General features: G+C 45.2%; 20 protein-coding genes and 1 pseudogene. 10 read left to right on the forward strand and 11 right to left on the reverse strand.

Going from position 1 to position 23,179, the window contains the following annotated elements:
• Nucleotides 1-702 (reverse strand): hypothetical protein (locus tag ACQY6I_RS00305; RefSeq protein ID WP_428239471.1); only part of this gene is annotated, 702 nt, incomplete at its 3' end.
• A 1,252-nt stretch (nt 703-1,954) separates the two neighbouring features.
• On the opposite strand from ACQY6I_RS00305, the gene ACQY6I_RS00310 reads away from it, so the two are divergent.
• From ACQY6I_RS00310 to ACQY6I_RS00320, 3 genes are read left to right on the forward strand one after another with little or no spacing between them, the layout of a single operon-like run.
• Entirely contained in the window at nt 1,955-2,863 is a 909-nt protein-coding gene (locus tag ACQY6I_RS00310) for a HamA C-terminal domain-containing protein (RefSeq protein WP_428239472.1), read from the forward strand.
• Complete coding sequence (locus ACQY6I_RS00315) at nt 2,860-5,397, forward strand: DEAD/DEAH box helicase (protein ID WP_428239473.1); 2,538 nt, start codon at nt 2,860-2,862, stop codon at nt 5,395-5,397. Before ACQY6I_RS00310 ends, ACQY6I_RS00315 begins: the two co-directional genes overlap by 4 nt.
• A 41-nt stretch (nt 5,398-5,438) precedes the next feature.
• Nucleotides 5,439-5,711 carry a hypothetical protein gene (locus tag ACQY6I_RS00320; RefSeq protein ID WP_428239474.1) on the forward strand — a complete coding sequence of 91 codons (273 nt, stop codon included), beginning with the start codon at nt 5,439-5,441 and terminating at the stop codon, nt 5,709-5,711.
• Nucleotides 5,712-5,723: 12 nt separating this feature from the next.
• Here the strand turns inward: ACQY6I_RS00320 and ACQY6I_RS00325 are convergent.
• Together ACQY6I_RS00325 and ACQY6I_RS00330 are read right to left on the reverse strand one after the other, a co-directional pair.
• A pseudogene (locus ACQY6I_RS00325) lies at nt 5,724-5,914 on the reverse strand (helix-turn-helix domain-containing protein); the annotation flags it as partial.
• Between the two features lie 127 nt (nt 5,915-6,041).
• On the reverse strand, nt 6,042-6,965 hold the full coding sequence (locus ACQY6I_RS00330; protein WP_428239475.1) for an alpha/beta hydrolase: 924 nt from the start codon (nt 6,963-6,965) through the stop codon (nt 6,042-6,044).
• Nucleotides 6,966-7,035: 70 nt separating this feature from the next.
• Between ACQY6I_RS00330 and ACQY6I_RS00335 the strand changes: the two genes are divergently transcribed.
• Nucleotides 7,036-7,974 (forward strand): LysR family transcriptional regulator, encoded by a 939-nt coding sequence (locus tag ACQY6I_RS00335; protein WP_428239476.1) that lies wholly within the window; start codon nt 7,036-7,038, stop codon nt 7,972-7,974.
• A gap of 318 nt (nt 7,975-8,292) precedes the next feature.
• Here the strand turns inward: ACQY6I_RS00335 and ACQY6I_RS00340 are convergent, their stop codons facing one another.
• On the reverse strand, nt 8,293-9,804 hold the full coding sequence (locus ACQY6I_RS00340; protein WP_428239477.1) for an RICIN domain-containing protein: 1,512 nt from the start codon (nt 9,802-9,804) through the stop codon (nt 8,293-8,295).
• Nucleotides 9,805-11,229: 1,425 nt separating this feature from the next.
• Here ACQY6I_RS00340 and cysG point away from each other — a divergent pair.
• Nucleotides 11,230-12,645 (forward strand): siroheme synthase CysG, encoded by a 1,416-nt coding sequence (gene cysG / locus ACQY6I_RS00345; RefSeq protein ID WP_428239478.1) that lies wholly within the window; start codon nt 11,230-11,232, stop codon nt 12,643-12,645.
• A 147-nt stretch (nt 12,646-12,792) separates the two neighbouring features.
• Nucleotides 12,793-13,314 carry a glycoside hydrolase family 108 protein gene (locus ACQY6I_RS00350; RefSeq protein WP_428239479.1) on the forward strand — a complete coding sequence of 174 codons (522 nt, stop codon included), beginning with the start codon at nt 12,793-12,795 and terminating at the stop codon, nt 13,312-13,314.
• A 19-nt stretch (nt 13,315-13,333) separates the two neighbouring features.
• On the opposite strand, the gene ACQY6I_RS00355 is transcribed toward ACQY6I_RS00350, so the two are convergent.
• From ACQY6I_RS00355 to ACQY6I_RS00380, 6 genes are all read right to left on the reverse strand, one after another.
• The gene (locus ACQY6I_RS00355) at nt 13,334-14,323 is read right to left on the reverse strand and encodes a glycosyl transferase family protein (protein WP_428239480.1); all 990 of its coding nucleotides are present in this window, start codon (nt 14,321-14,323) and stop codon (nt 13,334-13,336) included.
• An 11-nt stretch (nt 14,324-14,334) separates the two neighbouring features.
• Entirely contained in the window at nt 14,335-14,640 is a 306-nt protein-coding gene (locus tag ACQY6I_RS00360; protein ID WP_428239481.1) for a TusE/DsrC/DsvC family sulfur relay protein, read from the reverse strand.
• 3 nt (nt 14,641-14,643) lie between these two features.
• Complete coding sequence (locus ACQY6I_RS00365; protein WP_428239482.1) at nt 14,644-14,910, reverse strand: DsrH/TusB family sulfur metabolism protein; 267 nt, start codon at nt 14,908-14,910, stop codon at nt 14,644-14,646.
• A gap of 2 nt (nt 14,911-14,912) precedes the next feature.
• Nucleotides 14,913-15,236: a hypothetical protein gene (locus ACQY6I_RS00370; RefSeq protein ID WP_428239483.1), complete on the reverse strand. Its 324-nt coding sequence runs from the start codon at nt 15,234-15,236 to the stop codon at nt 14,913-14,915.
• Nucleotides 15,233-15,622 carry a sulfurtransferase complex subunit TusD gene (gene tusD, locus ACQY6I_RS00375; RefSeq protein WP_428239484.1) on the reverse strand — a complete coding sequence of 130 codons (390 nt, stop codon included), beginning with the start codon at nt 15,620-15,622 and terminating at the stop codon, nt 15,233-15,235. The genes ACQY6I_RS00370 and tusD overlap by 4 nt, the downstream gene beginning before the upstream one ends.
• Nucleotides 15,623-15,691: 69 nt before the next feature.
• Complete coding sequence (locus ACQY6I_RS00380; protein ID WP_428239485.1) at nt 15,692-16,375, reverse strand: Bax inhibitor-1/YccA family protein; 684 nt, start codon at nt 16,373-16,375, stop codon at nt 15,692-15,694.
• Between the two features lie 190 nt (nt 16,376-16,565).
• On the opposite strand from ACQY6I_RS00380, the gene ACQY6I_RS00385 reads away from it, so the two are divergent.
• On the forward strand, nt 16,566-17,201 hold the full coding sequence (locus ACQY6I_RS00385) for a TetR/AcrR family transcriptional regulator (protein WP_428239486.1): 636 nt from the start codon (nt 16,566-16,568) through the stop codon (nt 17,199-17,201).
• 3 nt (nt 17,202-17,204) lie between these two features.
• Here the strand turns inward: ACQY6I_RS00385 and ACQY6I_RS00390 are convergent, their stop codons facing one another.
• On the reverse strand, nt 17,205-17,984 hold the full coding sequence (locus ACQY6I_RS00390; RefSeq protein ID WP_428239487.1) for an enoyl-CoA hydratase-related protein: 780 nt from the start codon (nt 17,982-17,984) through the stop codon (nt 17,205-17,207).
• A 108-nt stretch (nt 17,985-18,092) separates the two neighbouring features.
• Here ACQY6I_RS00390 and ACQY6I_RS00395 point away from each other — a divergent pair, with 108 nt between their 5' ends.
• The 3 genes from ACQY6I_RS00395 (at nt 18,093) to ACQY6I_RS00405 (ending at nt 23,125) form a co-directional block, all read left to right on the forward strand.
• Nucleotides 18,093-20,972, forward strand: coding sequence for an insulinase family protein (locus tag ACQY6I_RS00395; protein ID WP_428239488.1), 2,880 nt, complete (start codon nt 18,093-18,095; stop codon nt 20,970-20,972).
• 59 nt (nt 20,973-21,031) lie between these two features.
• On the forward strand, nt 21,032-21,613 hold the full coding sequence (locus ACQY6I_RS00400; protein WP_428239489.1) for a thymidine kinase: 582 nt from the start codon (nt 21,032-21,034) through the stop codon (nt 21,611-21,613).
• A gap of 288 nt (nt 21,614-21,901) precedes the next feature.
• A complete protein-coding gene (locus ACQY6I_RS00405; protein ID WP_428239490.1) occupies nt 21,902-23,125 on the forward strand; it encodes an EAL and HDOD domain-containing protein in 1,224 nt (407 codons plus the stop codon).
• Nucleotides 23,126-23,179 lie beyond the last annotated feature (54 nt).

Below are 23,179 nucleotides of genomic sequence, written 5' to 3' on the forward strand. Positions count from 1 at the left end.
GCAGTTTTGCTCAAAGGGCGTGTTTTGCGGAAATACAGATAAGAACTCCGGTTCTATGCTTCCGGTTAAGGTGCGTAGCTTTTCAAGATCATGGAGTTTGGGTTTGTAATGGGTAAACACCAGCAGAATCATGGAATACAGGCGCTCTGTAACCTGATGCAATGAAAAAGCTGCCTTGTTGTGCAGTTTTCTCTCAGTAGCTGCCTCATACATCATTAAGTCTTCTTTTGCAGCCTTTAGCCAATGATCAAAATGCTTTTGCGCCTCTATTTTCCGCTCAGGCAGAGGCAGTTCTTTCGGCTCTACCAGCTCCAGCTTGCCGGTATCGTGCAACAGGATGCCCTCGCGGTAGATATCGACATAGAAATACTGGCCTTTGGCTAACTGGGCATTCACAAAGTAAATCTCTTCCGCAATCAGACTGACCGGCGTTTTGACTTCCCGCATCAAACGATTGCTCAGGGACGTTTTAAACTCAATCTTGCGGGCCTGTACCTTGTTTTTGGTAATGGCAAGAATATCCATATCGCTTTGATAGCGGTAATGGACACGGTCCTCTTCCAAATGGTCCACCCAGTCACCACGGGCATAGCTGCCGAATAAAATCAGCATGCAGGGTTGAACGGCTTGCACAATAATATCAACCGCATGGCGCAGCTGCTCTTGCTTATCGAGGGGGAGGTGATCAAGTGTTGTTTTCATGGCCGGCATCGTAGCAACTTCTTTCGTCAGAGCCAATCGTGTCAAACACCCCGATAGCCTCAGAAATGACCTGCTTGGCATTAGTAGCGCGGTTGATCAAGATTCTGCACACTCACACACCTCGCTTGTTTGGCTTGTGTAATACCCTGTTAGCCCAGTATCCAGAAGGGGGTTGGCGGTTTTCAGGGCATATCTTCTGCACACAGCGCCATTCCCAGTGCCGGGCGTCAGATTAGATGCCATAAGGATTTCACAGGTTTCAGCGAATGAGCCAGTGCCAGGTTGTACCGTAAATCTGCGCTTTTTTTGTGGTCCATGTGCTAACGGTTCCCTGCCTGGAACCACTCTACAGAAGGCCTTAGCGGGTAAAAATATACACTCCCGAATTGCACAAAAACGTATTACCCGGCTCATCTACGGTCACTGCATAAGGTGTATGGCTCGTATCATAAAACGTTTGATTTTTAAGCCGCGTAGGAACCGTGATAATTTTTTGCCACTCTGGCAAATGAGACATTTTCATCACCGATAGTGATTAAAATCGCCATCATCATCGCTGTCCGTGGCGCGATAATAAGTATCTACACTTGCCGAAATTTCTCAGGAAAACCGGCCTGACTGAGACACTTTTTTATGCGCCAATACCGAATGAATCGGTGTTTTCCGATTCAGGACCTCAGAACTTATGTTTACTGACGCTCGGCATTAACACCACTTACCGAGCCAATGAATGACTGTCCCTGACCATTGGGCAGTCAGCCATCTGAAGGCCAGGGATATTCTGGACATCAAACCATCAAAAAAACACTCATTACTGTTTAACAGTATTAAACACCACCACAGAAGCCAGTATTCAAAACTGGCTGGCCTGTCATTCTAAACGCCACCATCTCAATGCATGGCTGTTTTTATCACAACGGCGTAAGCGTGCCTTGAGCATTGCTCATTCTAATGCGCCTTGGGCCATGCATCCAAACCCTCGACTACCTTTGCATCCTGCCGAATGAAATCCGGTTTGTGTATCTGCCTTTGGAGTTGTGAGGCGGGAAATCTGTAGAATAATTGAACGGTTAATTATGTCGTAGGCGGATACTTATACTATGCTGAAATAGCTGCTTGTGGCCCAAAGCGGACACTAAGTTGTATTTAGGGTTTTTAAGCCATCAGAAGAAAGTCGGCAAAAGCATATATGTTAGGTGGTGGTGTTAGTGAAATATTTTATTGGTTTTTCTACATTGCTGGAAGTTGAGTCATGGAACTAAGTATCAAAAGCACGGAATTTTTGGATAGCTTTGACCATATAAATTCGAAGGTGCTGGATGAGTATGGCAAAAATAAGCTGGATTTGTTCGTGCTAAAAATAAATGCAAATGAGTTTGACTATAACTCGTTATCGGATCGTTTAACTGACCCAGTTATAGAGTATTCTTTGTCAAGAAAGGTACGGGAGCGTTATTCGGATCGTCCCGGAACACTGTCTAGGAAGGCCAGAGAAAAGTTTCTGGATTATCTTAAGAATAAGGGTGAATTAGGCGAGCTCCTTTTGTATTGCTTCCTCGAAACCCATTTAAACGCTCCTAAAATTCTTTCCAAGTTAGAATTAAAAACATCCACGGGTCATTACGTGAACGGTGCGGATGGTGTGCATTTTTTAAAACTGGATGATGGAAATTATCAGCTTATTTTTGGTGAGTCCAAAACGATTAAATCCCTGACAACAGCATTAACCGATGCCTTCAAGTCAATTGATGAATTCAAAAGGTGTATTAACGCCAAGGGCGATGAGAAGAGCGGTTTGCCGTACGAAAAAGCTCTAGTGAGCGACAATTTGGAGAAAGAGGAATATAATGATGAAGAAGCAGATTTTATCCGTTCAATCATTTACCCAAGACGGGATAATGACTTTGAGGTAGATGATGCGTTCGGAATATTTGTTGGTTATGAAATTTCCATAAGCGTGGCAGATAAGTGTCTCCCCAACTCAGAGTTTCGTCTAAAGATTCAAGATCAGGTTAAGTCTGAAGTTGAAAAATCTTTTGAACACATAAAAAAGAAAATAGAAAACTACAAGCTATCAGGTCATCAATTCTATATATACGTATTACCTTTTACAAACCTAGAAGATAGCCGCAAAAAAATTCAAAAAGAGATCACAGCATGAGTTTTTTTGACAAACTATCGGCAGAGATATTGGAAGATGAGTATTTTATAGACTTGTTCATAAAAGCAGAGATGTTGTCTGTCTCCAACTTTTTTGGCGTAGAAAAAACTCTTTTAAGTGCCAAGGAATATGTTGATTTATTGCGCTTCGCAGACATTCTTTCGCGCTCAAAAAACTTTAAGGCACAAAATAAATCCTACAAAACAGTGAGCCTTTTGATTGATGACTATAAGGGCGACAGCCTCTTTAAGAGGTTTGCTCATTCTATTTTGGTCAAGCTTGGAAACTTCCCAGCGATAAAGTTTTTAGAAGACAATGATTTAGGCTCTGATGATAATTCGATTGAACTTATTTTTGAGAAAAGTCTTAAGGAGATATATCAGAAATCTCGTAGCAAAAACCTGATCTTTACCGATGAACAATATGAGATTTTTAGCAATCTAAAGAACAGTAACCATTACAGCTTTTCAGGGCCAACATCCTTAGGAAAATCTTTTATTATTAAAGAGTTTATAAGGCATTTGATAGAGGAGAATAATTGTAATGAGAATATTATTATCCTTGTCCCAACAAGAGCATTGATCAACCAAACTTTGTTACAGTTAAAAAAGGAATTCTCTGATATTGAGAACTATAAAATTCTTTCTCATCCAACTGTTCCCGAATCCTTTAGAGCAGAAGAAAAGAAATTTATTTTTATTTTCACACCGGAGCGATTGACGGCATATCTTGCGGAATTTAGTAATCCCAAAATTGGGTATTTATTCATTGATGAGGCGCAAAAAGTCACGTCCCCAAATGATACAAGAAGTCCGCTATATTATCATGCAATTCTCCAAGCCGAGAAAAAGAGTATTAAGCTCTATTTTGCATCGCCTAATATTCCTAATCCAGAAGTGTTCCTACAACTTTTTGAGAAAAGTACAGAGGAAGCAAAAAGTGTAAAAAGTTCTCCGGTTTCTCAGAATAGATACTTTTTAGATTTTCTTGATAAGCGTTGTTTAATGTTTTCAGATGTGGCGGATGAGCAAAATGTAAATATTGATTTCAGCGATGATAATTTTTATGCATGGATAAAGCGTTTAAGTAAGCGTGATGCAAGTATCATATACTGTAATACAAAGAGCGACACCGTTGAATATGCATTGGAATTCTCGAAAACTTTGTCAGATAAAGAGGATGATCGGATTGATGAGGTTATATCTGTCATCGAAGAGCATCTGCATAAAAAATATTTTCTAATTAATTGCCTTAAAAAGGGAGTGGCTTTCCATTTTGGAAGCCTTCCGCAAAGAATACGAGAAAAAGTCGAGCAACTATTTTCTGATAGAGCCATAGATTTTGTATTTTGCACCTCAACACTGCTAGAGGGCGTTAATCTTCCGGCTAAAAATATATTCATACTTAACAATGCCATTGGCCTTACCAAATTTACGGATATTGATTTTTGGAATTTGGCCGGACGTGCAGGAAGACTTACGCGAGAGCTTTCAGGCAACATTATATGTGCTCGTATTCAAGATAAGAGAAATAGGTGGGAGCATCCTGAAGAAGATTTAAGTGTAGTAAGAAATAGAGATATAGAACCTATTGAGCCTTTGCTGAGTTCAGGGCGAAGACGTTTTTATAAAAACATCGAGGCTTCACTTACGGGGAAAGAATTTACGAGACAGAATGTTACGGATAATGAACGAAATATTTATAATCACTATGCAAACATAGCACTGATCCACGAAATTCGATCAGATGACTCGGTTCTGAGGTCTAATTTTCTGGCAAAGAATGATAATGCAAAATCAGTTTTGCAAAAGCTTAAGAAAGAGATGGTGATACCAGAAAAGATTCTTTCATCATATTCGATGATTAAATCTAAATATCAAAATCACATTTACCAATGTGAAGACTTGGCTTCTAAAAAACTGTCATCAGACATAAGTTACACTTCTACATTAGAAAAGCTCGAACTTTTATGTGACTTTTATTCTTGGGAAATCGAAGAAGTGGGCGGCAGAAAGCCACTGCTGCCATCGCGTGAAACTTTGAGATATTATGCGGTTTTAATGTCTAGCTGGATGAATTCGAAGTCCTTAAGTTGGATGATCAGCGATACCATAAATTATTACAGGAATAAGGGGGAGATATGGAATGGAACAGAACTGGTCATTTTTAATTCCGGTAGCCAAGAGCACATCAATATGGTGATCAACAACCTTATATCGGATGTCGATAATATCTTGAGGTTTAAACTTAAAAACTATTTCAGCAATTATTACGATATCTTGGCAGAGAAATTAGGCGACAAAAACGCAGGTGAAAATTGGGGGGAATTTCTTGAATACGGCACGAATGACCAGCGTGTAATCGAATTGCAGAATGTTGGAATTCCAAGGCATTTGGCTAATTTTTTACTTGAAAACCACAGTGAGTTTTTTGTTTTCAAGGGTGGTGTGCTGTTAGATATCAGAAAAGATTACTTGATAGAAGCGATGGATGTGAACTCTCCTGAATTTAAAGAGTTGCTGGAAGTGATTTAGTCCAATGACAGAGAAAATATATCGTTACCAGCGCATTTAATGTGCTTTCTCTTGATGCGCTGTGCCATGACCGGCTCTACTTCTCAGATCCAAATAAATTCAATGGTCTGTTAGACTGCATGCCGGCGGTTATCAATGATTCTGATAAATTGACGCTCAGAAATATCCTAATAGCAATGATCGAAAAGCGGGTTGCAGGAGAAGTCACCAATTCATTAAAAGCTGCCAAAGTCGAAGGCGGACAGGCTCTTATAAATCCGTTTATAACCATAGACATGCCAGAAGAGCTTTTGATAACCCTCCCGGCACTCTAATTCACTCTAAAGGAGATTAGGAGTGCACCGATTCTTATTGATCAATGCGTCAACGCCACTGTGATCTGTGAGTTGCTGATAACGATAAAACGTATCTCTGGAGACACCCATGACCTTGCAGGCTTTTGAGACATTGCCGAGTTCTTCGGCCAGGTTAAGTAATCCGGTTTTGTGTTTAATAATGGATTGGTACTATGAAGCATGAGGGTTACTTTTTTGGGTTTGATTGGATTCGACACCTATTTTCAAACCGGTAACCCTCTCTCTTTCAAGAAAAGGTGTCAGATCAAGTCGAGACTAAAATACCTTACCTTAGTCCAGTAGTAGGGGCTAACCTGCCTGATTATTTTTAATAAATAACACCGCGCTATCTATTGCTTGGTCGGCTTCTGGTAGTTGTCCGGCAAAAAGGTGCCAAACATGGAACATTTCTGGCCATACTTCAATTGACGTACGTACTTTTGCTTCGGCAAGGTTTGTCCCTAATCGTAATGCATCACTTAACATGACTTCATTTTCACCTAGCTGTAATAGTATGGGGGATAGCCCTTGTACATTTGCAAAGACGGGAGAAGCATCTGGATGGGTGGCGACTTCGTCACCTAAAAATATGCGCCCTAGTTTATTTAAAAACTCAACACTACATATTGGGTCGATGCCATCGCGGGTTATGGCAGACTGACCACTATGAGTTAAATCAGCCCATGGAGAAAAAGCCACTCCTGACGAAGGAAGTGGTAACCCTGCGTCACGCGCTTTTCTCATTATGGTCACCACCATTGCACCACCGGCAGAGTCGCCAATCAGACTGATATTTTTGGGGTTATAACCTTGTTTTAGCAGGTTCTGGTAAGTTGAATAAACATCGTCAATGGGCGTTGGAAATGGGTGCTCCGGTGCCTGTCGATAGTCTGGGATATAGATCTTAGCGTTGAGTTTTTTGGCTAAATTCCCACAGAGCGCTTTGTAAGCTTCCACACCACCGTGAACATATCCACCGCCATGAATGTATAAGATGATGCGATGTGGCTCTGATAGATTCTGAGGCACACAAACCAACGAATCAACAACCCCCATGCGCTCTGTCTGATAGTCTACATCTTCAAGTGCGGGGAATAATGCTTCCAAGCCAGACATATACTGTCGACGCGCTTCACGCCATGATGCTTCAGATTTATCTAATACTTTATCGACAACCGGGCCTGCGGCTGCAATCCAACCATTTAACGTCTCTTTTGCTTTTTGGGACAACATATAGAAATTTCCTCATTTTTTGATCTACAATTGATACTATAATTGATTTATTGACGAATAATATTCCCTTATGAGTGATCGAAAATTCCCGAATAAAGCCCCCTACGGAACCTCCCTGGACTTAATGGCTATCCGTATTTTTGTTGCCATAGCAGAAACAGGAAGTTTTATCTCGGCAGGAAAAAGCATTGGGCTGACTCGCTCTGCAGCAGGAAAAGCGCTAGCCCGATTAGAGGGTTATTTAGAAACCCGGCTTTTTCACCGAACTACCCGTCAAGTGACACTGACTGTGGAAGGGCAGGAGTTTTATGAGCGATGTTTACAGATACTGAAAAGCATAGAGGAGGCTGAATCCAGCCTATGTAAGCAGCCAATCAAACTGAAAGGTACGCTAAAAATTACCGTATCAGAAGGTTACGGTAAAACGGTCATACTCCCATTTATCCAGCAGTTTCAACGACAATTTCCAGAACTTTCTTTTGATATCAGTTTTACTGACCGCATCGTCGATTTAGTGGAAGAAGGGATTGATTTAGCTATCCGAGTTGGCGAGTCGTATACAAGCACACAATATATTAGACGTGTTATTGATAGGTCGAGAATAGGGCTATATGCCGCTCCTGGATATTTGAAAAATAATAATTCGCCAAGAGTCATCGCTGATTTAAATGAACATCAGGTATTAATTTATGGCTCAGGAACAGCGCCAGCCTGTTTTAAATTAAAAACAAAGAATGATCAATCGGTTAAAATTCAAGGCCGATCATTTATAAGATTTGATAGTGGTGATGCTATTCGCGTCGCTTGCTGTACAGGTATGGGGATTAGCCTATTACCTGAATTTTTAGTGAAAGATGATGTAAAGGCCGGGCTGCTTACTCCTTTGTTTATTGATGATCTACACCAAGAAGATGTATCCATCCATTCACTTTATCCTGATCGCCAGTTTCTCCCTAATCGTGTGCGTGTATTTCTTGATACATTGATAGAGTATCTTGAGAAACCCTAGTCCTAGGGAGCCTCTGAAAAATAGCCCATTTTCGCGCAGGACAATGTCAGCACCCATCTCACATCCTCATTTACGCCAGTAAATTGCGGTGTTGTGAGTAAAACTATTCCTATTTTTCAGAGGCCCTCTAAACCTTCATCGTGCGGTTTCTGCGCCGTTCTAATGTCAATGGATGGTGCTGAATTGCATATGGGAGATGACCAGGAGAGTGCATTGCCATTTGAATAGGGTGCAATGACCTAAAAGTTTGTTTGGTAACAACAGAAGGCAGCCAAAAAGCTGCCTTCTGTTTATCGACATATAAATCAATGTGGGTATTTAATCTGCCACAATGAATGTCCAGTCCTGGTTGGGGCCGCCGTTTTCGGGCCATTGGATGTTGTTGCCGTTGTTGGCGGTTGAACCACCACTGATGTCGAGCAACTGGCCACTGTTAGCGTTGATAATGTGGACATACCCGTTACCTTGAGGTGCAATGCGCCATTTTTGGTTGTTACCGCTGTTGCGGGGCCAGATGATGTTGTTGGCACCACTTTCTGTAGAAGCACCGTTGATATCGGCGGATTTGCCACTGGCGACCTGAACAATGGAGTATTGGTTGTTGCCAAGCGCACTGACAATCCATTTTTCCGCGTCGTCGGTACCGCAGGAGTATTGCACGATGCTGGTGGCATCCGCGGTTGATCCGTTCAGTGTGCGCAGGCACATGCCGCTGTTACGGTTTTGAATGTAGTAGGCTTTACCACTGATGATGCCACTGTTGTCGTCACAACCATTACCTAACGTCGGGTTTGTATCTCCCCAGCCGAACATGATCCGTTGGGCACCGGAGACATTGCGGACCGACAGGCACATGTCGCTGTTGGTGCCACTGATTGCAAACATCGAATAATGATCATAGTTATCTCGACCTTCTGTTTTTTTGCCGCCAGCGGCCGGCCAGTAGACGCTGCCTATTTTTCGGTCGTGCATGCTACCGGTGACCGCCCGAATATAAGCCACGAAGTTGTCGTTGTATTCTGTGGTCATAAAGTTGAGGCCAGAATCCATGGGCGCTCCAAACTCTGTCATGACCACCCGATCATAACAACTGCTCTGGCGTGCTTCGAAATGGTTGCGCCAACCCCAGTAGTCTTTTTCGCCGTAGAAAAAGGCGTAGTGGTGTAGTGACAGCAAGGATCCATCAAAACGGCTGTCGTTACAGAGATCTGTGACATCCTGAGCAAAACCGATACCATCTACCAGTACGCGATTTTTGGGCACCGTGTTATGGTTATTTATCCAACTGGCGGCAATATTCCGCCATTCAGAAGAATTGTAACCATGCGGTTCGTTCATCGGTTCGAAGTAGACCAGGTTGTTGCCGGCATACGCATTGACGACTGTCGACCACATGCTGGTCCAGGTGCTCATGTTAGAAACCTTACCGCCCGAGTTTGAACCATCTTCCCAGTAAGTGAGAATTACCTTGAAGCCCCGATTCGTTGCGGCGTCAATGGTGGCGCGATAGTTGTTCCACCATGCGGTATCGCTGACTGTCGCCGGGTTAACTGGTAGGCGGACGGTATTGACACCCATTGTAGAGTTCATATCGTCATAGATGGCGTTGGCTTTGGTATAGATGGTGTTATAGCTGTCGTTGATGCTAAGACCCTGGAGTACGAGCCGGCCGGAGGTAAAGTTATCGCCCAGGCGTGCCCAGTTCATACCGCGAAAGTCACTGGTATCGGCTGCTGAGGGAATGGCCGCAACGGTAGCTGTGATTGCCAGTACTGAGGTGGCTATCAGACGTGAAAGAGAGGATGGTAGTAAAGCAGTTGTCTCGTTCATTTTTATTATTCTCCTATGTGAACTTTCATTCGAAAAACTACTTAAGAATATGTTTTTGACCGGGACTACAGGTGAGGTTATCAAGTAACAGACAGTTACCAACCCGGTTTTGTTCTGATGATATCAACACCAGAGCGTTCGATCATACCTCAGTAAACCTGGGTAACACATGGACTAAAACGGCTGTTTGTCTGCAATATTAACCAGAACGCTTGGAATGGAATTTGCTCAATTCAATGTATGTCTTACGTTTATTGCGATATATGCTTCTTGCAGGACATATGTGTCTCTCATTAAATAGGAGGTTGTGGCGATTTTGCCCTGGCGGCAAGTTTTGTCTCTGTAGACCCATTAAAAGAGCGTTAACAGCGTTTTTGAATGCTCATAAACAGGTATGGTTGCGCAAACATGTTTGTTGATTCGAGAAATTAATGTAGCCGGACGAAAGTGCTGCTGATGTATACAAGCTGTCGCAGACAGGCCCTTCCCTCCAGAGTACTCAATGTCATTGCACTCCTTCTGATTCCAGGTGGTTTAGTTGTTCTTCGTCATTTCAACGTGCTCGGCATGGCGGGTATCGATATAGCCTCGCTGTAAGCGTCGAAAACTGTGCTGATGACATTTGTTGTTGAGGGTAAGGTGTCGCAAATTTGAGATCGATCCGTACGCAAAGGTTGCGGAGTTTTAGAATTTCGGGAGAGTTAGGGAGATAATTGGTATAAACAAACAGAGCGCAAGAGCATGGTTTTTCGGTGACCTGATGAAAGTTGCAACGCTGCGGTTTTGAACCATTAACTAACCATAATGGAAAAATTCTCCCGCCCTGCCAAGCCATCAGTCATGGTGTTTCCGGGTAATATTCTGTCTTGCCTGTACGGTCAGCTGCCCAGGCTCTGACGTGGTTTGGGTTTGGCCGTCAACAACGCAATGCTTTCCGCGCGACTACCCATAAAGAAGTAGGGACCTTGCTGTAGATGATTGCTCTCATCCTGAATCGTGTGCCTGATCTATCCCGTAGGCACGGATTTGACCGTACAGCCAAACCGTTTATAGCCAGTGTTCGGGTTGTCTACTCAGTCACCTTTGGCGCGACTACCCAACAAAAATGAGCTTCGGGATTTGAAACTCAGTGTACGACTTATCTGCCTTTGTCGGTAACCCTCGAGAGTGTCGTGCAGGATAACTGAAATGGTCTGAAGTTCGCGTTATTTGGACATAAGAGAGTGGTCTTTATAGTTGCGGTGATAGCGTGGTATTGGTGGTTAGTTTAGCGGCCGATAGAAAAATGTCCGTCGGTGTCTCTGGAGCAGAGCATTGTTAATTATTGCAAGGATTATTCAGTATTCGGTAACGGTGATATGATTTGCCACTCATTTAGGTTGCCGTCACTGTTTTGTGTGGCCACATATCAAACCGGGTCGATTAATGAAATTTCTACCGATTTTTTTAAAAGTACACTCTTATTCATGTCTCATTATTGGTGGCGGCCATGTAGCGGCCCGCAAAGCCGAGCTGGTGATGAAAGCCGGTGGGCGGGTAGAAGTCTGTGCGCCGGAGATGGATGCCCGTTTTCAGCATTTGGCACAGCAATATGAAGGTCTGTTGACCTTAACAGTCATGACAGTAGAGGCTGATCAGCTTTCGGCCATTCTCGAACAGCGGCAACTGGTTGTGGCGGCAACGGATAACGATGAGTTGAATGCGCAAATTGCCAGTGTCTGTAAACACCATTCCATACTGTGCAATGTGGTCGATGACGGCGCTGCAGGCAGTTTTATATTCCCGGCCATCATTGATCGTGATCCGGTGCTGGCGGCGGTCTCCAGCAGTGGTCAGGCTCCCGTACTGACACGGTTGCTTAGAGGGCGGATAGAAGCTTCTGTCCCGGCAGCATTTGGGTTGCTGGGTCGTCTGGCAACCCGCTATCGGTCTATGGTCAAACAAGAGTTGCCGAATATAAGCCGTCGGCGTGCATTCTGGGAAAAGGTACTCACGGGTGCTGTGGCTGAGCTGGTATTCAGCGGCGAACAAGCACAGGCAGAAACCCTGTTGGAGAGACAGCTTCAGGCGGCAAAGGCCGATAGTCGAGAGATAGGGGAGGTATATCTGGTGGGTGCCGGTCCAGGTGACCCTGACCTGTTGACCTTCAAGGCACTTCGTTTGATGCAGCAGGCCGATATCGTGTTCTACGATGCTCTGGTCTCACAACCGATTCTGGATCTGGTAAAACGTGATGCGGAGCTGATTCACGTTGGCAAGCGTCGCTCCAATCACACTCTGCCACAGCATGATATCAATCGCTTGTTGATTGAGCATGCGTTGCAAGGTCGGCGAGTACTCCGGCTTAAAGGTGGAGATCCGTTTATTTTTGGCCGTGGGGGCGAAGAAATCGAAGGCTTGATGGAGCACCAGATTCCGTTCCAGGTTGTGCCGGGTATCACTGCTGCCAGTGGTTGCGCGAGTTACTCGGGGATTCCGTTGACCCATCGCGATTATTCTCAATCCGTCAGGTTTATTACCGGTCATCTCAAAGACGGCACTTTGAATTTACCTTGGCAGGAGTTCGTGTACGCCAATCAAACGCTGGTGTTTTACATGGGCTTGAACGGATTGCCTATTATTTGTCAGCAATTGATCCACCATGGTCGTGATGCGGAGACTCCTATTGCCTTGATTTCCAAGGGTACTACACCGGAACAAAAAGTGATTACCGGAACGTTGGCGACTATGCCAGAGCAACTTGAAGAACAGGTCGTTCATGCGCCAACGTTGATTATTATCGGTGAAGTGGTGCGCTTGCGCAGCCGGCTTGGTTGGGATTCCATGCCGGATACTGAATGACAGCATCTTTGGGTCTGGACAAACAGTTTCAATAGTCACATTGTGGCGTGAATGGCCCAGAGTGGTTCCCGCATTATTCAGCTATTCCTAAACTGTATTGGGAGGGCTGTGTTGTGATTATGTGTTAACGTTAATAAGGAGAACAGCATGGCAGATTTTCAAACGGCATTTGAATTGACTATCCGCAATGAAGGCGGTTATGTAGATCATACTGTCCCGGGTGATACCGGTGGACAAACGTACGCGGGCATCTCCCGTAAATATCATCCTCAATGGCCAGGTTGGCAGCTCATTGATCGGGGAGATACTGACAACCCTGCACTCAAGCAAATGGTCGCGGATTTTTATCAGCAGGAATTCTGGAATCCAATCAAAGGTGATCAGATGAACAACCAGTCGGTGGCAAATAGTATTTATGATTTTGCCGTCAATACCGGTGTTCGAACGTCTGTTAAGTATGCTCAGGAAGTCGTGGGGACGGATGCTGACGGTATCGTCGGACCTCAAACTTTAGCCAGTCTTAATGGCTATGATTCTGAGTTGTTTATCAATCAGTTTGCTCTCAGCAAGGTCAGTCACTATGTGGGAATTGTTGAGAACAATGGTGATCAGATTAAGTTTTTGGTGGGTTGGTTGAACCGGACTTTGAAGGGGGTAAAACAAGGCTGAATGACCAGCCTTGTTGGGCTCAGGGTTGTAAAGTATCGGGATTTCTGTTTTGCCAGATTTCCTGAGCTTTTTGACTGGCCTGTTCGGGTGTCATGTCTGTTGCCATTGTCATCAATGCAAGTTGCAGAGTGGCAGTAATGGCCGCTTCGGCATAAAGATCATTGTGAGTGCCGTGCCATATGGACTTCATATAGGTTATATCCAAAGAATCAGGTTTGATCTGTCTTTGTTTAAGGACCGTGTCCATATCGAGTGTGCTTTCCAGGCCATCTATCACCCGAAACAGTGTCAGTTTCGATTCCGGGTTGCGCTCAAATTCGCCGCCTTCACCGCGAATGATCAAGGTACTTTTATAGCCCAGTTGACTGGCGGCCCGTTGATGAATGCCATTGTAAGCCGGATGAAAAATACCTTGTACCACTGCTGATGAGTTCAGTGGATTGAGCAATCTTGCCAGAGTATGAACCGGGGAGCGTAGCCCCAGTAACGGACGCAGTTCAATTAACTGGTGAAGACGCGGACATAAATGCGCAATTGGAAAATACACGATATTTTGCTGCGCCATAGCGGTTTCCACCTGTTGCCAGTTGTTCGCTATCGGCAAACCCAATTCCATAAAGGTGTCTTCAGCATAAACCCTGCCTGCCGTATGTCCTTGTGCACCATGCATAAAGACCTTGTAACCAGCCTGGGAAAGAGCCAGGGCACTGAGCACGAACCAGGGGTTATGCCGGCGTTTACCGGCATAACATCCCCAATCGATATCTGCACATAGATGTTGTGGGGCGTTGAGATGATGTTTGCTGGCATCGACAAATCCGGCGATTTCTTCGCCGGTTTCCTCTTTGACCCGTAGCAACATCAGGAATGCACCGAGTTGCACCTCTTCGATGGTATTTTCCAACACCATGGAAAATGCATCGCGTGCTTCATCACGAGTTAATGAGCGACTGCCGTTCTTGCCTCTTCCGAGGATGCGGATAAATTCCGCGAATGGATGTTTGTTCATAAAAATCTTTGTTAAAGACAGTTTTTAGGTTTTGGCAGGCCGCCGAGTCTGGCGACCATTTTGGCCGGACTGGCACCGAACAGTTTCATCAGATAAATGCTGGAGGCTTTGTCTTTACCGAGTCCTTGTTTAATAAAATTTGCCAACGGGCGTTGGGAGGGGGCGTAATCGAATTCCTGAAAAAAAGCCTGTGCCAGTTCGATGATTTCCCAATGTTCATCGGCAAGCTCGATCTGATTATCGGCAGCAATTTGGTAAGCCAGGTCGCGGTTCCAGTCGCGAAAATTCAGTAGAAAACCTTCAGGATCAATATTCACACATCACCACGCTATATACTTCGGATATTCTTCAGTCAGTGTTACCAGCTCGGATAGGGAGATTACGTGAGCCTGGTGAGTATTGGTAGTGGACAGGTTACGTTTCCGCAGGTGATCTTCCAATAGGTATAATTGCGCCTGAACCGCCTTAAGCGAGGGCAGGAGAACAACCGCCGGCCCCATGAGTATTAGCGCATCCGTAGCCTCAAGTTGCATCAGCAGAGCGTCTGGAAGGTTTTCTGATCGGTTGTAGGTATATAATGTTGCCATGCTTAAAACACCATTACCTGATTGGCAGTATTTAGGGCTTGCTTATACTGGTCTGCATCAATGGTTTCCCATCCCGGCATCAGTTCTTCGGTGTCGTCCAGAACAAACAACTGTTCGATACCATACATCGATAGTGACTTCAGTTTTTTGATCAGCCGATGCTGAGACTCATTGTGTCGATGTACCAGTGGGCTGTTTTGGGCTGTCATAATAATCGTCACTTCCTGATCAAATGCTGCAGCGGCAAATGCCATATCGATGCCTTCATCCATCACTTGAGAAGCAAGTGCGTCGCTTTCGAAAATAAAACAGAATTTATAGCTCATTTAAACACCAGATGTCTGTCTGCCATGGCGGTTGCTGTTACCCATTCACCCAACCCGGAAATGGTAAACCCAGGATGGCAGTTGGCATAGGGGAGTTGATTATTATGAGCTTCCTGTTCGTTGACGACACCTCGTCTCAGAGCAGCAGCCACACAGATGATCAGGTCCACGTCATGCTGACTGGCCAGTTCCACCCAGGCTTGCTGCCAGTTGGTTTCGTTTTGATGGGGGATGGTCAGAGTGTTGGCAATCGTTACGGCATCGGCATAAAAAAAGACCTGAGTCAGTGTGTGCCCGGCTGTTAGCAGGGTTTCACAAACGGCAAATGCAGTCTCGTGATTTTCCGAGAGGTAAGGGGGAGCGGTAATGGTAACGCTATAGTTCATGGTTGGTACTTGATTCAGGGACAAAAAAAAGCCCCAACAACTTGTCGGGGCTTTTTAGGATAGCTCATCTTAGTCGTCGTTCATAACGCCCAAAATAGAAAGCAAGTGTACAAAAATGTTGTAGATGTTCAGATACAGGCTGATAGTCGCACTGATGTAGTTGGTTTCGCCACCATGAATAATGCGGCTGGTATCAAACAGGATGTAGCCTGACATGATCAGAATCACTGCACCGGAAACCATCAGTTGCATCGCTGGAATGGCAAAAAAGATATTGGCCAGAGCGGCAACCAGAACTACCAGCAGACCAACAAACAGAATGCCACCCAGGAATGAGAAGTCACGCTTGCTGATCAACGCATACGCGGACAAGGCAAAGAAAATGACGGCAGTGCCTGCCAATGCCTGCAGTACCAGGCCACCCATTCCTGCGCCAATGTAATAGCTCAGCATAGGTGCCAGAGATGCGCCCATCAGGCCGGTGAATACGAATGTCCACACCAGGCCCATACTGGAATTAATGGAACGGGGTAATACAAACCAAAGAATCCCGATAGCTCCAAGCATCATGACCAGAGAAGCCCCCTGACCAAGACCCATTGCCATACCCGCAAAAGCGGTAAATGCACTAAACAGTAACGTCAGCGCTAACAGGCTGTAGGTATTACGTAAGACTTTGTTTGCAGATGTTGAAACGGATGCTGTGCTGCGGTTGCCCGAAGCAATACTGTTCAACTCTTGTAAATCGGACATGTTTGTTTAGCTCCTTTGGAAAGTTGCTTACTATTATGGAGTTATATGAATGATTTTCAATATATTCTGGATGTAGAGGCTATGTAATGTCTGTTGTCTGAGTAAGTATGGGATCTTATTTCTCATCGTTGACAAAATCTTGATCTAAACATATGTTTAAAACGTTTGTTTAAATTGAGGTGATGTAAGGGTGACACAGCAGGATACCGCTTCTCGAATACTGGATACTGCCCAGGAATTATTCGCTACCCATGGTTTTACGGAAACCTCCCTCAGATCCATCACTTCTCATGCGGGCGTTAACTTGGCAGCGGTCAACTACCACTTTGGTTCCAAAAAGGAATTAATACAGGCTGTTTTCGCGCGTTTCTTGAATCCGTTTTGCCAGTTACTGGATCGGGAGCTGGATACGCTGACGACCGAAAAGAATGGTCAGGCCCAGCTGGAACAGGTATTGGCGCTCTTGGCGAAGACGATGTTGGTCGGTGTGCATGATAGTTCTTCGGGTAATCGCCTGAGTTTATTTCTGAAGTTACTTGGGCTTGCCTATACGCAGTCTCAAGGACATTTGAAAAAGTTCCTTCGTATCAATTACCACCATACTTATAAGCGCTTTATTGCGGCTATTCAGTTGAGTCGCCCGGATATTTCGCCTAACGATCTGTTTTGGCGAATACATTTTGCGATCGGTGCGACTATTTTTACGTTATCTAATATCGAGACGTTAAGGGCCATGGCACTCAACGATACCCACATAGATAACCACATTTCCCAAATCGTGCAGATGTTGTTGCCATTTATTGTGGCCGGTGTGGATCATGAGTAGACATTAGCCGTGATTTAGATGCTTGCGTTCCACAAATGTGTTCAGGCTTTCCTGGAAATCCGGTCCGTTTCGAAGTTCGGCAAAGCATTCCACGGTTACATCGATCAAGTCATCGTCAAATGGCTCACAGGCACTGTATTGCAACATTGCCTTGGTTTGCCGCAGGGCTGTCGGGCTGAAAGTGCAAAGGTCTGTGATAATTTGTTCGGCAGCGGACTCGAGGTGATCAGGAGGCAGTACTTCATGAACCAGTCCGTAGGATAATGCCTTCGGAGCGGTGAAGGGTCGGGTAGTCAGGCAGTAGTATTTGGCACGTTTTTCTCCGAGAGCTTTGATCAAATACGGACTCGCGACAGCGGGGGCGAGACCATACTTTACATCATTTAAAAAAAACTCTGCCTCAATCGCAGCCAGGACGATATCGCAACAGGCCACCATGGCGACTCCGCCCCCGTATACCGGGCCCTGGACGGTTGTCAGGATGGGTAGGGGAAAGTTATAAATAGTGGAAAATAACCTGGCCGTCTGCTGGCAATCGCTACGATTTGAATGCCCCCCGGAATTTACAACTTTGCCCATCCATGTTAAATCAGCCCCAGCAGAATAGATTTGGCCGGTGCTTTTCAGGTAAACCAGACGAATACCCGGATGGTTTGAAAAGTCATCAAGTGCCGTTACTAAAGAATAAATGACTTCGTCATTATAAGCATTTGCCCGTTCAGGACGGTTAATGGTAAGAGTCGCGACACCGCGAGCATCAATGTTGGTTTGAACGGTTTCCATCAGCGTCTTCTTATTGTTATCGAGTGATTTGTAATACATTATCTCAATAACTACGGCGGTGCTACGTGATCAGTCATAATAATGAGTCATCAAGATAGAGAGAGAATCATGCCGCACCATAGTGCATTCGAACTAATCAGAACTCAGGAAATATCCTCTCTGGGCATTCAGGCTCAGGAATACCGCCACAGTCAGACCGGTGCGCAGCATTTTCATTTAAAAACTGATTATGATGAGAACGTTTTTTTGGTGGCCCTTCGCACCATTCCAACTGACTCCACAGGCGTAGCCCATATACTGGAGCACACCGTGTTATGCGGCAGTGAGAAATATCCGGTACGTGATCCGTTTTTTACCATGATCCGACGTTCTTTGAATACGTTCATGAACGCGTTTACCAGCAGCGACTGGACGGCATATCCATTTGCCAGTGAAAACCGCAAAGACTTTTTTAATTTGTTGGACGTCTATCTCGATGCTGTCTTTTTTTCAAATTTAAACGAACTGGATTTCAAGCAGGAAGGTCATCGCCTTGAGTTTGAGAATGCCCAGGATGCTTCTTCTGCTTTGCAGTACAAGGGCGTGGTATTCAATGAAATGAAGGGGGCTATGAGTTCTGCCACCCAAAAATTGTGGCGACTCTTTACCCGGCACATATGGGACGAATCAACCTATCATCACAACAGTGGCGGTGAACCGGTCGATATTACCGACCTGTCCTATGAGCAACTAAAAGAGTTCTATCGGGTTCATTATCACCCTTCTAATGCCATTTTTATGACCTTCGGGAACATCCCGGTTGAAGAGTTACAGCAGAAAATTCACGACCAGGCTTTATCTCGTTTTGAACCTCTGGGCAAAACCCTGCGGGTTATGCCGGAACCGGCTAGAACCTCACCACGTTCAGTAGTGGAAAAATATGCGGTTGAAGAAGGTGAACTTGATAACAAAACCCACGTAATAGTGGGGTGGATGTTGGGTGACAGTGCCAATCTGTTTGAACAGATGGAAGCGCATTTGATCAGCAATCTGCTATTGGATAACAGTGCCTCACCGCTTCGTAAGGCATTGGAGCAGAGTGATCTGGGAGTGTCACCGTCACCACTATGTGGTCTGGAAACCTCCAACCGAGAAATGGCTTTCGTTTGTGGACTTGAAGGCTCCAACCCCGATCAGGCTGAAGCTGTTGAACAGCTGATATTGGATACGTTGCAAAAAGTGGCCGATGAAGGGGTTCCACAAGAACAGCTGGAAGCGGTGTTGCATCAGTTGGAGTTCAGCCAGAGGGAGATCGGCGGTGATAGCTATCCTTATGGTCTACAGCTCATTCTTGGCTGTCTGCCTGCTGCTGTTCATGATGGTGATGCTCTGGCGGACCTCGATATTGATCCTATCCTGACCAAATTACGGGAAAATATCACTCAGCCAACCTATATTCCGGATTTGATCCGTAAGTTGTTTCTCAAAAATCAACATCGTACCCGCCTGGTCATGGAACCGGATGCGCAACTGGCCGCTACTCAGGATAAGGCTGAACGGGAAAAACTGGATGCCATCAGTGCTTCGTTAACTGATGAGCAGAAACAACAATTGGTCGAGCAGGCCAGGCTGTTGGAAGAGCGTCAGGCGCAACAGGATGATCCCGACATTTTGCCAAAAGTCACGCTAGAGGATGTTCCAGCCGAAATCCATCACCTTGACCCCAAAATCAGTACGCCCCAATGGTCTCACTATCAGGCCGGCAGTAACGGTATCAGCTATGTTCAGGTGGTGTGTAAAGTACCTGAACTGACAGAAGCCGAATTGCAGCTGGTGCCCACACTCACCACGCTATTGACTGAGTTAGGCACGTCCGGTCAAAGCTATCTCGACGTTCAGGGGTTGCAGGCCCGCTACACGGGTGGTCTGAATGCCTGGATGGGGTATCGTTCAGCACTCGACAGTTGTGCCACAGTCGATGGTCATTTTGTGTTGTCTGGTAAGGCGCTGGACCGTAATGTGTCCCATCTCGAAGACCTGATGATGGAGCATCTGCAAAATCCAAGGTTTGATGAGCTGGATCGTATTTACGAACTCATCAGCCAGATTCGTACCCGAAAAGAGCAGTCTATTACCGGTAATGGTCATGCCCTGGCCATGGGGGCTGCATCTGCGAGCTGGTCCCTGGGAGGTCGCTTGAATTTGATGTTGAATGGCCTGGAGTCTATTCAGTACATCAAACGTATGCACGACGGTTTGGCGGATCAAGCTGGTAGGGAGTCATTGTCGCAACAATTGGTACAGCTGCATCGAAAACTGATTTCTACAGAGAAACAGGTCCTGACGATTGCTGACCATGATCTTGATGTTGCTCGTTGGCAGCCCATACTGTCTGGCACTCCCGGAGTGGAGCTTAGTGCCGGAGAGTTTGAACATACCAATACCGCCTGGATGACCAACACACAGGTGAACTTCTGTGCCAAGGCATATCCGACTGTCGCAGCTGACCATCCTGATAATCCAGTATTCACTATTCTGGCCGGCATACTGCGTAATCATTACCTGCATGGTGCAATCCGCGAGAAGGGCGGTGCCTATGGCGGTGGTGCGAGCCATGACTCTTCCAACGGCGTATTCCGTTTCTACAGCTACCGTGACCCACGTCTGAAAGGTACTTTGGATGATTTCGACAAATCGTTGCAATGGTTTGTCGATACTGAAGTCACCTACGATATGTTTGAAGAGGCTTTGCTGGGCGTAATCAGCTCCATGGATAAGCCGGCATCACCGTCCGGTGAGGCGAAATCGGAATTCTATAACCGTCTTTATGGTCGTACTCCCGAACAGCGTCGCCAGTATCGTGAACAGCTATTGTCGGTCAGTCTGGAAGACCTCAAGCGGGTTACCGAACAGTATCTGCTGAATCAACCTGGCAGCACTGCCGTCATTACCCAGAACAGCCAGCAAGCGCAAATATCGGAGTTGGGGCTGACCGCTGTGAAAATTTAGTTATAATCCCGGCGGCCAACTCTGGTCGCCTTCTTTATTTTCATAGGAACATCATCTATATGGCGCAGTTGTATTTTTATTATTCAGCCATGAATGCAGGTAAATCGACTTCTCTGTTGCAAAGTGCATATAACTACCGGGAACGCGGGATGCAGGTGTTGTTATACACCGCTGCGATCGATGATCGTTTTGGTAAGGGCAGGATCTGTAGTCGTATCGGCCTGGAGTCAGAAGCGCTGACCTTTGGTGATCAGGATCTGTACCAGGAAATTCAGGCGATGATCAATCGCGGTGAGCAATATGCCTGCATTCTGATCGATGAAGCGCAGTTTTTGAGCACGGCGCAGGTTGATCAGTTGGCCAGAATAGTGGATCTGCACGACATGCCAGTGCTGTGTTACGGGATACGGACAGATTTCATGGGGAAACTGTTTCCAGGTTCTGAACGATTACTGGCTATTGCCGATAAGATTTCTGAATTGAAGACCATCTGTCATTGTGGGCGCAAGGCTTCCATGGTGGTCAGGATGGATCAAAATGGCAATGCAATCGCCGAAGGTGAGCAAATTGTCATCGGTGGCAATGAGTCATACGTATCCATGTGCCGAAAACACTATATGGAAGCTGTTGGCCGTTATTAAAAACCTATAGTCCACCCTGGTTTTCGTGTTAACCAGGGATCCTTTCGGAACCGGCAGCCAAGCCGGTTTCCAATACTATCATTCCCATGTTAATTAATATTCTCAATCATTTATGCGCAAACAATCAGTAAGCCAACTATACTGATCAGCTGTTGGCCTCCAGTCTAAAAAGTCTGGTCTGTGTCCGAAGCGTGTACAGATTGGCATTGGTAATAATACCGTCATTGTCAACTCTTAAAACATACTACGGAGTTTTAAACTACCTTAAAAAGGGATGCCACATTTGCCATGAGCGAGTCTGAAAGAGATTTAATCCTCCTAGCTGCACAGCCTATTTATCGTTATGACATGTCTTTGTTTGGTTCGGAGTTACTTTATCGTGACCCTGATTCAAAGTCAGCACTCGAAGTAGGTGAGGTATTTGCGACCAGGGAAGTAGTCTTGAATCTTTGTTCCAGTGTCTCTACACAAATGGAAACATTGAATCGACCGGTTTTTATCAATATTTCCAAAGACTTTCTGCTATCAGAAGCTTTTCTGCCACTAAATCCTGATCTGGTGTTTATTGAACTGGTGGAGCGCATTAAAGTCGATGAGGCGGTAGTAAAGTCAGTAATGGCATGGAAACGCAAAGGTTTTCATTTTGCATTGGATGACTTTGAATTTGATGAAAGCTGGCAGCCGCTGCTTGAACTGGCCGAGGTTATTAAAATTGACGTCATGGAACAGGATGTTGAAAAGATTCGGGCTTTTAAGGAAAAGTATCGTTATCTGGATGCCAAATGGCTGGCTGAGAAAGTGGAAAATGATGAAGAGTTTCAAACCTATAAGGCGATGGGGTTTGAATATTTTCAAGGTTACTTTCTGGCCAGACCCAAATTGATTCATGGGAAAAAAATTCGCCCGGAACAGGGTACTCTGGTTCAGATATTGAAAGTACTGAATGATGAATCTGCAGATATTGATTCTATTACGAGCGTGGTCAGTCGAAGCCCCAAGCTAAGCATGCAGTTGCTGAGAATAATCAACAGCTCTTTATATACCCTCAATAAAGATGTCAGTAGTCTACAGGAAGCAATTGTTTTTCTGGGGCTGGAGACCTTAAAGTACTGGGCTATCCTGTTTTCATTTATGTCCGCCAGTGACAGTCCAGTAGAAGTCTTCAGGCTGGCAATGATCAGAGCCAAAGCCTGTGAGTTTTATTGCACTTCACTGAATCTACCTAAAGCAACCACTGGAAAAGCATTTTTGATCGGGCTGCTGAGTGCAACAGATATTCTGCTGGGTATAAAAACCAGGGAATTCATTAACCTGGTAGATTTAACGGAAGAGGTGAGCGCTGCTTTGACCAGAATGGAAGGTGATTTGGGCAAAGTTCTGAAACATGTATTGATTACCGAACAGCAGATTTTAAAAGGTGAAGATTTTCAGTCAAGCATGCGTCTGACCGTCGCATTCAATCGAGCGTTTTTATGGACCGAAGAGGTCATTCAGGAAATGGAACGACTATAAATATCCCTGCAAACATATTCGTACGAGATAGTTGTCCGCTCCATAGAATTTCAG

The organism is Gynuella sp., from assembly GCF_050297175.1.
Taxonomy (GTDB): Bacteria; Pseudomonadota; Gammaproteobacteria; order Pseudomonadales; family Natronospirillaceae; genus Gynuella.

Coding starts and splice junctions, on each gene's coding strand:
- ACQY6I_RS00310 (WP_428239472.1), top strand. CDS start 1,955: ATGGAACTAAGTATCAAAAGCACGGAATTTTTGGATAGCTTTGACCAT.
- ACQY6I_RS00315 (WP_428239473.1), top strand. CDS start 2,860: ATGAGTTTTTTTGACAAACTATCGGCAGAGATATTGGAAGATGAGTAT.
- ACQY6I_RS00330 (WP_428239475.1), bottom strand. CDS start 6,965: ATGTTGTCCCAAAAAGCAAAAGAGACGTTAAATGGTTGGATTGCAGCC.
- ACQY6I_RS00335 (WP_428239476.1), top strand. CDS start 7,036: ATGAGTGATCGAAAATTCCCGAATAAAGCCCCCTACGGAACCTCCCTG.
- ACQY6I_RS00340 (WP_428239477.1), bottom strand. CDS start 9,804: ATGAACGAGACAACTGCTTTACTACCATCCTCTCTTTCACGTCTGATA.
- cysG (WP_428239478.1), top strand. CDS start 11,230: ATGAAATTTCTACCGATTTTTTTAAAAGTACACTCTTATTCATGTCTC.
- ACQY6I_RS00350 (WP_428239479.1), top strand. CDS start 12,793: ATGGCAGATTTTCAAACGGCATTTGAATTGACTATCCGCAATGAAGGC.
- ACQY6I_RS00355 (WP_428239480.1), bottom strand. CDS start 14,323: ATGAACAAACATCCATTCGCGGAATTTATCCGCATCCTCGGAAGAGGC.
- ACQY6I_RS00365 (WP_428239482.1), bottom strand. CDS start 14,910: ATGGCAACATTATATACCTACAACCGATCAGAAAACCTTCCAGACGCT.
- ACQY6I_RS00370 (WP_428239483.1), bottom strand. CDS start 15,236: ATGAGCTATAAATTCTGTTTTATTTTCGAAAGCGACGCACTTGCTTCT.
- tusD (WP_428239484.1), bottom strand. CDS start 15,622: ATGAACTATAGCGTTACCATTACCGCTCCCCCTTACCTCTCGGAAAAT.
- ACQY6I_RS00380 (WP_428239485.1), bottom strand. CDS start 16,375: ATGTCCGATTTACAAGAGTTGAACAGTATTGCTTCGGGCAACCGCAGC.
- ACQY6I_RS00390 (WP_428239487.1), bottom strand. CDS start 17,984: ATGGAAACCGTTCAAACCAACATTGATGCTCGCGGTGTCGCGACTCTT.
- ACQY6I_RS00395 (WP_428239488.1), top strand. CDS start 18,093: ATGCCGCACCATAGTGCATTCGAACTAATCAGAACTCAGGAAATATCC.
- ACQY6I_RS00400 (WP_428239489.1), top strand. CDS start 21,032: ATGGCGCAGTTGTATTTTTATTATTCAGCCATGAATGCAGGTAAATCG.
- ACQY6I_RS00405 (WP_428239490.1), top strand. CDS start 21,902: ATGAGCGAGTCTGAAAGAGATTTAATCCTCCTAGCTGCACAGCCTATT.